This window comes from Microvirga sp. P4_A5 (assembly GCF_056402495.1).
On record NZ_JBFUHH010000002.1, the window covers coordinates 122,602 to 135,311 of the forward strand.

The 12,710-nt window shown below is 65.9% G+C and carries 10 protein-coding genes; 5 read left to right on the plus strand and 5 right to left on the minus strand.

Annotated elements, in window-relative coordinates:
• Positions 1–186: 186 nt before the first annotated feature.
• Positions 187–978 carry a class II glutamine amidotransferase gene (locus AC1DVM_RS01920; protein ID WP_477251554.1) on the plus strand — a complete coding sequence of 264 codons (792 nt, stop codon included), beginning with the start codon at positions 187–189 and terminating at the stop codon, positions 976–978.
• Between the two features lie 40 nt (positions 979–1,018).
• Here AC1DVM_RS01920 and AC1DVM_RS01925 read toward each other — a convergent pair whose 3' ends face one another.
• From AC1DVM_RS01925 to AC1DVM_RS01935, 3 genes are all read right to left on the minus strand, one after another.
• On the minus strand, positions 1,019–1,729 hold the full coding sequence (locus tag AC1DVM_RS01925; RefSeq protein ID WP_477251556.1) for a glutathione S-transferase: 711 nt from the start codon (positions 1,727–1,729) through the stop codon (positions 1,019–1,021).
• A gap of 68 nt (positions 1,730–1,797) precedes the next feature.
• The gene (gene polA, locus AC1DVM_RS01930; protein ID WP_477251557.1) at positions 1,798–4,785 is read right to left on the minus strand and encodes a DNA polymerase I; all 2,988 of its coding nucleotides are present in this window, start codon (positions 4,783–4,785) and stop codon (positions 1,798–1,800) included.
• A gap of 71 nt (positions 4,786–4,856) precedes the next feature.
• On the minus strand, positions 4,857–6,065 hold the full coding sequence (locus AC1DVM_RS01935; RefSeq protein ID WP_477251559.1) for an ROK family protein: 1,209 nt from the start codon (positions 6,063–6,065) through the stop codon (positions 4,857–4,859).
• Positions 6,066–6,290: 225 nt separating this feature from the next.
• On the opposite strand from AC1DVM_RS01935, the gene xylF reads away from it, so the two are divergent.
• From xylF to AC1DVM_RS01955, 4 genes are all read left to right on the plus strand, one after another.
• Entirely contained in the window at positions 6,291–7,337 is a 1,047-nt protein-coding gene (gene xylF, locus AC1DVM_RS01940) for a D-xylose ABC transporter substrate-binding protein (RefSeq protein WP_477251560.1), read from the plus strand.
• A gap of 114 nt (positions 7,338–7,451) precedes the next feature.
• Entirely contained in the window at positions 7,452–8,756 is a 1,305-nt protein-coding gene (locus AC1DVM_RS01945; RefSeq protein WP_477251562.1) for a sugar ABC transporter permease, read from the plus strand.
• An 11-nt stretch (positions 8,757–8,767) separates the two neighbouring features.
• Positions 8,768–9,547 carry an ATP-binding cassette domain-containing protein gene (locus tag AC1DVM_RS01950; protein WP_477251564.1) on the plus strand — a complete coding sequence of 260 codons (780 nt, stop codon included), beginning with the start codon at positions 8,768–8,770 and terminating at the stop codon, positions 9,545–9,547.
• Between the two features lie 22 nt (positions 9,548–9,569).
• A complete protein-coding gene (locus tag AC1DVM_RS01955) occupies positions 9,570–10,322 on the plus strand; it encodes an SDR family NAD(P)-dependent oxidoreductase (RefSeq protein WP_477251565.1) in 753 nt (250 codons plus the stop codon).
• Between the two features lie 3 nt (positions 10,323–10,325).
• On the opposite strand, the gene AC1DVM_RS01960 is transcribed toward AC1DVM_RS01955, so the two are convergent.
• Positions 10,326–11,642 (minus strand): AmpG family muropeptide MFS transporter, encoded by a 1,317-nt coding sequence (locus AC1DVM_RS01960; protein ID WP_477251567.1) that lies wholly within the window; start codon positions 11,640–11,642, stop codon positions 10,326–10,328.
• 299 nt (positions 11,643–11,941) lie between these two features.
• The coding region (locus AC1DVM_RS01965) for a tellurite resistance TerB family protein (RefSeq protein ID WP_477251568.1) at positions 11,942–12,710 on the minus strand (769 nt) is incomplete at its 5' end.

Sequence of the window (12,710 nt, forward strand, 5' to 3'; positions counted from 1 at the left end):
CCTTGTCGTGTGTGGGACGGTTTTAGGCGAAGGCCGGCGGGGCCGCAACGGCGGGCAGCCTGCCGTCGCGCTTCGCACCGTTCGGCGCCAGTCTTAACCCGCTGTTCAGTATGATCGGCACAGGATACAACAGGGTTACAAAGCCGTGTCGCGCCGTTTTAGCGCGCTTTTGGGGGCCGTCGTCCAATGTGTCGCTTTCTCGCCTATCGGGGAGAGCCGATCTTCCTCACCGACCTTGTCTGCGCGCCCTCGCATTCGCTGGTGCATCAATCGCTCCACGCGGCGGAGGCCAAGACCGAGACCAACGGCGACGGCTTCGGCATCGGCTGGTATGGCGAGCGTCCCGTCCCCGGCACCTATCGCGAGGTTCGTCCCGCCTGGTCGGACGAGAACCTGCGTTCTCTCTGCGATCAGGTCCGTTCCGGCCTGTTCTTCGCCCATGTGCGCGCCTCCACCGGCACCGCCACCACCCGGGCCAATTGCCATCCCTTCGCGCATGGCCGGCACCTCTTCATGCATAACGGCCAGATCGGCGGCTATTCGCGGATCAAGCGCCGGATCGAGGCGCTGATCCCCGACGATCTCTACGAGACCCGCCACGGCACGACGGATTCGGAAGCCATCTTCCTGCTCGCCATCGCCAACGGCCTCGGCGATGACCCGGTCGACGCCATGGCGCGGACGCTGAAACAGGTCCGTGGCCTGATGGTCGAGGCCGGGATCACCGACGCGCTGAAATTCACCGCCGCGATTACCGACGGCGAGAACCTCTGGGCCTATCGCTGGTCCTGCGACGGCCATCCGCCCACACTCTATTTCCGCGAGGTCGGGGGCAATTTGCTGGTCGTCTCGGAGCCCATCGACGACAAGACGCGCGGCTGGCGCGAGGTGCCCAAGGGTTGCAGCCTCATCGCGCGGGCCGGCAGCGAAACGAGGGTTCAGTGCCTCAACGAGGCCATGGCGCAATTGGCTGCGTAAAACCCGCCCGTCATTCCGGGGCGCGGAATGACGAGGCCCCTCACCCGTCGAGTTCCGGATAGCGCCGGAAGATCCCTTCCTCGTTGAACGGGATGCGCCTGTCGCTTTCGAGATAGGCCTTGATCCGGGGACGTTTCGCGACCGTTCCGTGGAGGGCGGCCACCAACGGCGTCTTCCGGATTGCGGACCCCGTTGCCTTCGGGAACGCGTAGGTCAGGCCCTCGACGACCTGAAACAGCGACAAGTCCACGTAAGTCAGAGTCGCGCCGACCAGATAGTCGCTGCCGTCCGGATTGCGGTCCAGAATATCCTCCAGCCAAGTCAAGAACTTCGGAATCCGGCTTTCGCGGAACTCTCCGGCGCGACGCAGCGCCTCGTCCTTCTGGTCCTCATAATAGAGGCCCATGCCGACCGGGTGGTGGGTATCGTGCGCCTCGTTCACCAGATCCGCGATGGTGAGCTGGATCTGATGCGTCCACAACCCGCCGGCCGGGTCCTTGGGCGCGAGCCCGTGCTGCGCGCCGAGATAGAGCAGGATCGCGGCGGTCTGGCCGATGAGACGATCGCCCGATCGCAGGAAGGGTGGTGCGAAGGGCGGCGTCTCGGCATCTCTCATCAGCCGCATCAGCGTCCGCGTGCCRCCGGCCCCGCGCGCCACATCCACATATTCGGCGCCGGCTTCCTCAAGCGCCAGACGGACGAATTCGCCACGACCCTGGATGGTTGGCCAGTAGTAGAGTTCGTAGGGCATCGACAACTCCCCGAATGATGGCAGAACGCCAGGACATGCAGGCCGGTTCGATGTTTCGGCACCGCCTCTTAATGCGCCTCGTCCCAGTTCTGCGCCGCGCGGGCATCGACGCCGAGCGGCACCTTCAAGGTCACGGCCGGGAACGGCGCGTCGGTCATCACCCGTGCGATCACCGGCAGCGTTGCCGCGACCTCTTCGTCGGGCGCCTCGAACACCAATTCGTCGTGGACCTGCAGCAGCATGCGGGCCGACAGGCGCTCAGCCTTCAGGGCGCCTTCCATGCGCACCATGGCGCGCCGGATGATGTCGGCGGCCGTGCCCTGGATCGGCGCATTGATGGCCTGCCGCTCGACGCCGGCGCGCTCGTTCGGGTTGCCGGACTTGATCTGYGGATAATGGCAGACGCGGCCGAACAGGGTGGTGACGTAGCCATTTTCCCGCGCCGCCTTCTTGATGTCGTCCATGTACGCGCGGATGCCGGGGAAGCGCTCGAAATATTGCTTGATGAAGGCTGCCGCCTCGCCGTGCGGGATGCTGAGGCGCTGCGCCAGCCCGAAGGCCGAGATGCCGTAGATGATGCCGAAATTGATCGTCTTGGCCTGGCGGCGCAGGTCGGGATTCATCTGGTCGAGGGGCACACCGAACATCGCCGATGCGGTCGCCGCATGAATGTCGATCCCCTGCGCGAACGCTTCCTGCAATTGCGGAATGTCCGCGATATGCGCGAGAATGCGCAACTCGATCTGGCTGTAATCCGCCGAGATGATCTTCGAGCCCTCCGGGGCCACGAAGGCGCGCCGGATCTTGCGGCCCGCTTCCGTGCGGACCGGGATGTTCTGCAGGTTCGGCTCGGAGGACGAGAGACGGCCCGTCGTGGTCGCGGCGAGCGCGTAGGATGTGTGCACCCGTTTGGTCTGCGGATGCATGTGCTGCTGCAGCGAGTCGGTGTAGGTCGATTTCAGCTTCGAGAGCTGCCGCCATTCGAGAATCTTCTCGGGCAGCAGATGCCCGGCCTGCGCCAGCTCGTCCAGCAGGGTCGCGGGCGTGGCCCATTGGCCCGACGGCGTTTTCTTTGCCCCCGGCAATCCCATCTTGCCGAACAGGATGTCGCCGATCTGCTTCGGCGACCCGAGATTGAACTTTTCTCCCGCGATCTCCTGAATCTCGTCCTCGAGCCGCGCCAGCGACTGGGCGAAATCGCCCGAGAGGCGGCTGAGAATCTGCCGGTCGACCGAGATGCCGCGCATCTCCATGCGGCCGATCACGTCGATCAGCGGACGCTCCAGCGTCTCGTACACGGTGGCGAGCCCCTCGGCGGGAAGTCGGGCTTTCAGAACCTGCCACAGACGCAGCGCGATATCCGCGTCCTCGGCCGCATAGGCCGTCGCCTTGTCGAGCTCGACGCGCTCGAACGGCACCTTGCTCTTGCCCGTACCCGCGACTTCCCCGAAGGTCATGGGTGTGTGACCGAGATGGCGCTTCGACAATTCTTCCAGGCTGTGCGGCCCCTTGCCGGCATCGAGCACATAAGAGAGCAGCATCGTGTCGTCGAACGGCCTCATGTCGATGCCGTTGCGGGAGAGAATCACCCAGTCGTACTTGATGTTCTGGCCGATCTTGAGCACCGCGGGGTCCTCGAGCATCGGCTTGAGCGCCGCGAGCGCATCGGCAATCGGGATCTGCCCCGGCACCCTGCCACCGCCGAACAGGTCCGAATCCCCGCGGTGCTGAAGCGGCACATAGGCGGCCTTGCCGGGCTCCAGCGCCAACGCGATTCCAAGGAGATCCGACAGGTTCGGATCGCCATCGCCGGTCTCGGTATCGAGCGCCACATAACCCTGCTCCCGCGCGCTCGCGACCCAGGTTTTCAAGACCCCGATATCCGTGATGGTCTCGTAGGCGGTGGTATCGAAGGCGAGCGAGGTCGCGTGCGTGGCGCGCTGCGCTGCGAGCTGCGCGGGGGTGCCGACCGACCCATCCGGTGAAATCGCGGCCCCGGCCGGGACTTCCGCGCCGCCGGCAGTCGCCTCCGGCCCGCCAGGACGCTCCCAGCGGATCGCCTCGCCGCCCGGCATCAACCGCGGGTCCGGCTCGATCCGCGCGATGTCGGCCTCATAGAGTTCGGCGACCCGGCGCGTGATGGTGTTGAATTCCATCGCCTTCAGGAAGGCGATCAACGACTTTGCATCGAGATCGGGCACGGGCAGCGCATCGAGCGGCACGGGCAGTGGCGCCTCGCAATCGAGCGTGACGAGCTTTTTCGACAGCCGCGCCATGTCCGCATGGGCGATCAGCGCCTCGCGGCGCTTGGGCTGCTTGATCTCATCCGCGCGGGCGAGCAGCGATTCGAGGTCGCCGAATTCCTTGATCAATTGGGCCGCGGTCTTGAGCCCGATCCCGGGCACGCCGGGCACGTTGTCGGACGCATCGCCCATGAGGGCCAGCATGTCGCCGATCTTGCCGGGCGGCAGCCCCTCCCACTTTTCCATGACGGCTGCTTCGTCGAGGTTGCGCTCGGGCCGATAGCCGGGCTTGCCCTTGGCGCCCGATTCGAAATCGTAGAAGCACACCAGCGGCCCGACGAGCTGCATCAGGTCCTTGTCGGACGAGATGATCAGCACATTGGCGCCGCGCGCCTTGGCCTGCTGCGTGTAGGTGGCGATGAGATCGTCGGCCTCGAAGCGGGCCTGCTCGATCGGCTCCAGCCCGAAGGCGCGGATCGCCTCGCGCATGAGCGGCATCTGCACCACGAGGTCGCTTGGCGGATCGGGCCGATGGCCCTTGTAATCCTCATAGAGTTCCTTGCGGAAGGAGCCCTCGGACTTGTCGAGCACGATCGCCAGATGGGTCGGTTTCAGCCCCGCCGCGCCCTCGCGGATGAATTGCAGCAGCTTGGTGACGAACAGGCGCACCGCGCCGGTCGGCATGCCGTCCGACGTCCGGCTGTTGTACTTCGAATCCTGGTTCATGGACTGGAAGTAGGCCCGGAAGATGAAGGAGGAGCCGTCGACCAGGAAAACGTGGTCGCCGGCAGCGACGGGACGGGATGAAGCCATGGGTCTCGATCGTGAGGAAAATGTCACCAACAGATAATGTCTTAAAGCCCTGATGGCTATGGCGTGCCGTATCAGGCGGCCTTCAATCGCGCCAGATCCAGGTCCAGTTCCCTGAGCGCCTGAATCACCACGCCGTCCGTGAGGATATCCATGGAGGATTTCACCACGTGGATGGTGGCGAGCGCCCGCAATTCCGGGATGGTCTGCGATTCGAGCGCGGCCTCGAAGGACGGGCGGAGCAGATCCATGGCCCGGGTGCCGGGGCCGCAAATGACGATATGATCGGGCTCCAGGGTCTGGACCAGAATGCCGGCCGCGTCGCCCAGCACCTCGCCGGCCTCCCGGAACAGGTTCAAGAGCGCCGTATCGCCGGCCCGTGCCTGCGCGACGATGGATTCCATCGCGTCCTCGCTGGGGATGAGCACCGTCGGCGCGGGACGGTGGTCGATGAGCTGCGCGTCCCGGTGGAGCGCATAATCGGCCAGGAACGCCTCGATGCAGCCGCGCCCGCCGCAGCGGCATTGCGGGCCGCTGCGCCTCAGGCGCACATGCCCGAACTCACTGCCGCCGGAGCGCGCACCCCGATAGAGCTCGCCCTGCACCAGAAACCCCAGGCCAACGCCGTCGCCGATCATTAGGCAGGCGGTGCGCCCGGAGCGCAAAGCAGGATCGCGCTGGGCGATGGCGAACGCCATGGCGCTGGCGTCGTTCTCGATCAGCACCGGCTTGCCGAGGCGCTGGTGGAGGCCCGCCGCCAGCGGGAGGTCGCGGGTTCCGAGCACCGGGCTCCAGGCCACCACCCCGTCCCGCGTGTCCACGTAGCCTTGGCAGGCGAGGCCTACCGCCTTGACGTCGTCGGCGGCATTGTCGCGGGCGAAAGCCGTGATGGTGTCGGCCAACACGTCCAGCAGCGCTTCGGCCTCGAGATTGCGCAAGGGGCGTTCCACATGACGGCTCGCGCGGTTGCGCCCGGCGCTGTCCACCAGTCGCAGCTCGATCCGGTTATACCCGGTCCAGACGCCCACGACCGAGCCGAGATCGGGCGCAAACGACAGGCGGACCTTGGGGCGGCCGCGGATCAGGCCCGGGACGGAATCTCCCGCCTCGTCACTCACCAGCACGCCCTCGTCGAGAAGGCCGGCGGTCAGGTCGGAGACGCTCGCGGGGCTCATGCCCAGCTGCTGGCCGATCTCCACCCGCGCGAGCGGACCCTCCCGCCGGAGGCAATCGAGAAGCCGCCGTCTTGCCGTTTCGCGAGGAGTGAGCGCCATGGAACACATGAGAGTCTTTTTATTCGACGCCTGAAAAAAACAACATCCAAAATGTCAAGCTTCTACCAAATGATGAGAGCTTTGCTGCTTGAAGAACCCTTTCGGCCGGATAATTATTTCTCTGCTCGAACAAACACGATGGCATGCCGAGAGCCTATGCGTCCCATCGAGAGGACAGCGTGCCACGACCCATAAGGGCCTCGCGCAAGGGTAGCGTCGCCCAAGGAGGAAGCCATGTTGTCCAAGAAGCATGCGTTCATCGGTATCGCGGCGCTCGCCCTGTCGGCGTCGGGCGCTCTGGCTCAAGGCAAAGGCCCGGTGATCGGGGTCAGCTGGTCGAATTTCCAGGAAGAGCGCTGGAAGACCGATGAGGCCGCCATCAAGGCGGCGGTGGAGAAGGCCGGCGGCACCTATGTATCGGCCGACGCGCAATCCTCCCCCGCCAAGCAGCTGACCGACATCGAAAGCCTGATCGCCCGCGGCGCCAAGGCGCTGATCGTACTGGCGCAGGATTCGGAGGCCGTGCGGCCCGCCGTCGACAAGGCCGTGGCTGAGGGCATCGCGGTCGTGGGCTACGACCGCCTCATCGAGAACCCGCAGGTCTTCTATCTCACCTTCGACAATGTCGAGGTCGGCCGCATGGAAGCGCGCGAGGTCTTCAAGGTGAAGCCGGAAGGCAATTACGTGTTCATCAAGGGTTCGGGCTCCGATCCCAACGCGAATTTCCTGTTCCAGGGTTCGATGGAGATCCTGAAACCCGCCATCGATGCCGGCAAGATCAAGAATGTGGGCGAGGCTTATACGGATGGCTGGCTGCCGGCCAACGCGCAGCGGAACATGGAGCAGTTCCTGACCAAGAACAACAACAAGGTCGACGCGGTCATCGCCGCCAATGACGGCACGGCCGGCGGCGCCATCGCGGCGCTTGCCGCGCAGGGTCTTGCCGGTTCGGTTCCGGTGTCTGGACAGGATGCTGACAAGGCCGCGCTGAACCGGGTCGCGCTCGGCACGCAGACCGTCTCGGTGTTCAAGGACGCCCGCGAACTCGGCAGCACCGCCGCTGACATCGCGGTGCAGCTCGCAGGCGGCAAGAAACTCACCGAGATCAAGGGCGCGATGGCGTGGAATCTCGGACCCAAGAAGCAGGCCATGACGGCGATCTTCCTCAAGCCCGTGCCGATCACCAAGGACAATCTCAATGTGGTGATCGACGCCGGCTGGGTGACCAAGGACGTGGTGTGCCAGGGCGTGAAGGCCGGTTCCGTGAAGGCCTGCAATTAGGCTTCGCGCTATCGCTCGCGACGACAAGGCGGTCAGAGACCTGCCGATGCGCTATCATGCGGCTATCGCCGCCTTGTCGCCCGCACCTGACTCCCGATCGCAGGATGTCATGCCATGACCGCGCCCACTCTGCAGAATGTCACCACGACATCGCCCAGCGCGAGCGAAGGCTCGCTCCTGTCGCGGCTCGAGATCGACGTCCGGATGCTCGGGATGCTGGGTGCTCTCGCGGTGATCTGGATCGGATTCGACATCCTGTCCGGCGGCGTCTTCCTCACCCCGCGTAATCTCTGGAACCTCTCGGTCCAGACTGCCTCCATCGCCATTATGTCGACCGGCATGGTGCTGGTGATCGTCACCCGAAACATCGACTTGTCGGTGGGCGCGATTCTGGGCGTCGTCGGCATGCTCATCGGCGTCCTGCAGGTGCGGCTGCTGCCGGGTCTTCTCGGTTTCGAGCATTGGCTCACCGCACCCCTCGCCATCCTGATGGCGATCGCCGTCGGGGGAGCGATCGGCTTGTTCCAGGGCTGGATGATCGCCTATCTGACGATCCCCTCCTTCATCGTGACCCTCGGCGGCCTTCTGGTCTGGCGCGGGGCTGCCTGGTGGGTGACCGCCGGCCAGACGGTGGCGCCCATGGATACGCGCTTCAAGGCCTTCGGCGGCGGCGTCGAAGGGGCGCTGGGCGCGAACGCCACCTGGATTCTCGCCGCCATCGCGTGCGGGCTGATCATCGTCGGACTCGGCCTCGCGCGCCGTCGCCGCATCCGCTTCGGTTTTCCGCTGCGGCCGCGCTGGGCCGACGCCGTCATCGCGGCCTTCGCCTGCGGCGCCGTGATCGCCGCGGCCGCCATCGCCAATGCGTATCCGCTTCCCGCCGGCATCGCGCGCCGCTTTGCCGAGGAACGCGGCATTGCGTGGCCCGAGGGCGGGTTGTTCATTCCGCACGGCGTCGCCTTGCCGGTGGTGATCGCCGTGGTGGTGGCGCTGCTCATGACGTTCCTTGCCAGGCGCCTGCGCCTCGGTCGCTACATCTTTGCCATCGGCGGAAATCCGGAAGCGGCCGAACTCTCAGGCATCAACACCCGCTGGACGATCATGAAGGTGTTCGGCCTGATGGGCGTCCTGTGCGGCATCTCGGCCTGCATTTCCACCGCGCGGCTGAACGCCGCCACCAATTCGGCGGGTGCGCTCGATGAATTGTATGTCATCGCGGCGGCCGTCATCGGCGGCACATCGCTTGGCGGCGGCCTCGGCACCATCGCGGGCGCGGTGCTCGGCGCGCTGGTGATGCAATCGCTGCAATCCGGCATGGTGCTGCTGGGTGTCGACACGCCGCTGCAGAACATCGTGGTCGGCGCCGTGCTGGTGTTGGCCGTGTGGCTCGACAGCCTCTACCGCCGCCGCATCAAGTGAGGGAGAATGTCATGCAGACGAGCCAGGCAACGCCGCTCATCGAGATGCGCGACATCTCCATCGCGTTCGGCGGCATCAAGGCGGTGGATGACGTGTCGGTGGACCTGCGTCCCGGCGAAGTCGTGGGCCTGCTCGGCCATAACGGCGCCGGGAAATCAACCCTCATCAAGATCCTGTCGGGCGCCTACAAACCCGATGGCGGCGAAATCTACGTGAACGGCGAGCGCGCCGATATTTCCACTCCGCGCGATGCAAAACGCTATGGCATCGAGACCATCTACCAGACGCTGGCGCTGGCCGATAATATCGATGCGGCCGGCAACATCTTCCTCGGACGCGAGGTGCTCACGTCCTACGGCACCCTCGACGACGCCACCATGGAATCCGAGACCCGCAAGGTGATGGCGCGGCTCAACCCGCATTTCCGCCGCTTCAAGGAACCCGTGAAGGCGCTCTCCGGCGGCCAGCGCCAATCGGTGGCGATCGCACGCGCGATTTATTTCAACGCGCGGGTGCTGATCATGGACGAGCCCACGGCGGCGCTCGGTCCGCAGGAAACCCAGCAGGTGGCCGACCTCGTGCTGCAACTGAAACGGGAAGGCATCGGCATCTTCCTCATCAGCCACGACATTCACGACGTGTTCGGCCTTGCGGATCGCGTCAGCGTGATGAAGAACGGCAAGCTCGTGGGCACCGCCAATGTCGACGACGTGACGCAGGACGAGGTGCTCGGCATGATCATCCTGGGCAAATGTCCTGCCGGCGCGACGCCGGGCCCCGGCGCGAGCTGACCGCGGGAAGAAAGCCACGACCATGACACAGACGATCTACGGCTCACTCAAGGGCAAGACGGTGTTGATCACAGGCGGCGCCAGCGGAATCGGCGAGAGCATCGCCGAGGCGTTCCACCAGCAGGGCTGCAAAATCGGCATTCTCGATTACAACGCGGCGGCGGGCGCGGCGCTTGCGGGCCGGCTCGGCACGGGCGTGCATTTCGAACATGCCGACGTGCGCGACATTCCCGCGCTCCAGGCCGCCATTCGCCGCGTGAGCGACGCGCTCGGTCCGGTCACGATCCTCGTCAACAACGCCGCCCGCGACGACCGGCACACGATCGAGGAGGTCACGCCGGAATATTGGCGCGAACGCTTCGCCACCAATCTCGATCATCAGTTCTTCGCAACGCAGGCCGTCCTGCCCGACATGGACAAGGCCGGCGGCGGATCGGTGATCAATATGGGGTCGACGAGCTATCTCGTGAGCGACGATTCGTTTGCGGCGTACAAGACCGCGAAATCGGCGGTCGTCGGCCTGACCCGCGCGCTGGCGCGCGAACTCGGACCGCGCGACATCCGCGCCAATTGCATCATCCCGGGCTGGATCATGACCCAGCGCCAGATCGACCTCTGGCTCACGCCGGAAGGCGAGGCGGAATTGATGAAGCGCCAATGCATCAAGCGCCGTCTGGTGCCGGAGGATGTGGCGAAGATGGCGCTGTTTCTCGCATCCGACGATGCAAGCGCCATCACGGCGCAGAGCTACCTGGTAGATGGCGGCTGGGTGTAGACCTCAAGCCCGCGAAGGCGCTTCCACCGGCGCTGCCGCATCCGCCGCGTCGCGCTCGTGCTCGGCCTTCATCGTGTCACGGCGCACCACGAAGCACAGGATCACCAGCGGAATACCGATGGCGGCGGTGCCGGTGAAGAGGGCCGGATAGCCCCAGGTATCGACCACCGCGCCCGAGGTGCCGCCGATGAGTTTTCCCGGCAGTGCATAGAGCGAACTCAAGAGCGCGTACTGGGTGGCGGCAAAACCCGGCGCGGTGAGGCCCGACATGTAGGCAACAAGCGCGGAGCCTGCGAAGCCGGACGCGAAATTGTCGACGCTGATGGACAGGACGAGCAGGTCGAGCCGGTGGCCTTCATGGGCGAGCCAGGCGAACATCAGGTTCGATGAGGCGGCGATGACGGCCCCGATCAGCAGCGTCCACCACAGGCCGATCCGCGTCAGCGCGATGCCGCCCGCGAACGCCCCCGCGATGCCGATCCACACGCCGTAGATCTTCGACACGTTGGCGATGTCGGCCTTGGAGAACCCGAGATCGATGTAGAGCGGATTGGCCATGACGCCCGCGACGAAATCCGGCAGGCGGAAACACGCGACGAGCAGCAGGATCGGGACCAGGATCATGCCCTTGCGCTGAAAGAGATCGGTGAGCGGCTCGAGGATGGCGGCCCCGAAGGACAGTCGCTTGGCGGCTGGCACCAGATCGACCCGCGGCGCCGCGAGCGCCGCGACGAGGCCCACGCTCATGAGCGCCGCCATGGCGAGATAAGCGCTGCGCCAGCTCACAAACTCGGCCATGTAGAGCGCGCCTGCGCCCGCGCAGATGAGGGACAGGCGATAACCCAGCTGCAAGCTTGCCGCCATCATGCCCTGACGTTCGGTGGAGGTGGCGTCGATGCGCCAGCCGTCGATGACGACGTCCTGCGTTGCCGACGCGAATGCGACCAGAAGCGCCGACGCGATGGTAAGGCCGAGACGGGTCGATGGGTCGCTCATGGCGATGCCGACAAGCCCGAGGGCGGTGGCAAGCTGGGCAAGCACCATCCAGCCGCGCCGCCTCCCGAGGAGCCGTGCCAGCACGGGCACGTCGTAGCGGTCGACGATGGGCGCCCAGAGGAATTTCAGCGAATAGGCGAGCGCGACCCAGCTCAGCATCCCGATTTCGGTGCGCGAGATTCCGGCCTCGCGAAGCCAGGCCGAAAGGGTGCTGAACACGAGAAGAAACGGCAATCCGGACGAGAAGCCGAGCGGCAGCATGAGGGCGACGCGGCCGTCCGTGAAAACGTCGCGCAGGCCGAGACGGCGGCGGGCTTCAGTCATCGGTCTCCTTCCGGGTGCGGTACGCCGCATTGAGGGACAGCCAAGGCAAAGAGCGAATCGCTCGACGCAGTGTGCTGCCGAACCGTTGTGGCCGGGTTAAGACGCGCGTCAGCAGGCTACCCGCCGAGGCGATGGTGAATATCATGCCGATGATCTGCGGGCCAGCCGAGGATTGGACGGCCGCGAGCGGCAAGGCCATTACGGCCAAGCCTCAGGCGATCGGGCCCGACCGGATCGTTGCGCCCCCGTTCGCTGCGGCTGGAAGCGGCCGAGTGCGAACACGCGCCGGCGTTCAGCAATCAGCGCTCGATCGGTCCAGCGGCGTCTGCGTCGATGTGAGCGACAATATGCGGCGCAAGACCCAGGGCCGCGGAGAGATGGGCCAGAAACACCCGCTCGTCGACGGTATTCGGCGTGATGATGCGGCGCGCCGCCGTATAGGCCTGCACGGCCATCTCGGGCGTTTTCGCCGCGGCCGCGAGATCGGCTGCCGTCGCCGGATGATCGAGTTCGTGCTCGATGAGACGCGCGCCGTCCCCATCGACTCCCACAGCCTTGAGCGCGCCGAGAATCCGCGCGCGTTCGGTATCGTCGATACGGCCGTCGGAAGCGGCCGCGGCGATCATCGCGCGCATGACCAGAAGGGCCGTCTCGCCTGAATCGGCGGGCGTGGGCGCGGCGAGTGCGGGCGGTTCCTGCGCGGCGGCCGCGTCGAGCAGGAGCGGTCCCGGATCGGGCTTCTTGACGAAGCGGTTGAACAGGGCCGTCCCCTTGTTCATGGCGGACGCGCCGAGTTTGCGGCCGGTTTCCGAATTGACCACGATCTTCGTCAGGCCGAGCATGGCGGCGGTCACCACCGCGTTGCCCTGGGGCGTCTTGAGATATTCCTGCGCCTTTCCAAGCAGCAGATCGGTCAGGTCCCCCGGGGCGGCGGGCTTGGCGGGTTTCGGCGCGGCATCGGAGCCGGCGGGCTGGGTTTCGGCCGGGGGCGACGGCCGGTTGGCAAGCCCGATCAGGTCGCTGAGGATGGTGCCCGCGCCGAGGGCCGGCGCGGCGGCGGGCTTGGCG

Bases quoted from the DNA above. Each gene is read 5' to 3' on its own strand.
- AC1DVM_RS01920 (WP_477251554.1), top strand. From the start codon at position 187: ATGTGTCGCTTTCTCGCCTATCGGGGAGAGCCGATCTTCCTCACCGAC.
- AC1DVM_RS01935 (WP_477251559.1), bottom strand. From the start codon at position 6,065: ATGTGTTCCATGGCGCTCACTCCTCGCGAAACGGCAAGACGGCGGCTT.
- xylF (WP_477251560.1), top strand. From the start codon at position 6,291: ATGTTGTCCAAGAAGCATGCGTTCATCGGTATCGCGGCGCTCGCCCTG.
- AC1DVM_RS01945 (WP_477251562.1), top strand. From the start codon at position 7,452: ATGACCGCGCCCACTCTGCAGAATGTCACCACGACATCGCCCAGCGCG.
- AC1DVM_RS01950 (WP_477251564.1), top strand. From the start codon at position 8,768: ATGCAGACGAGCCAGGCAACGCCGCTCATCGAGATGCGCGACATCTCC.
- AC1DVM_RS01955 (WP_477251565.1), top strand. From the start codon at position 9,570: ATGACACAGACGATCTACGGCTCACTCAAGGGCAAGACGGTGTTGATC.
- AC1DVM_RS01960 (WP_477251567.1), bottom strand. From the start codon at position 11,642: ATGACTGAAGCCCGCCGCCGTCTCGGCCTGCGCGACGTTTTCACGGAC.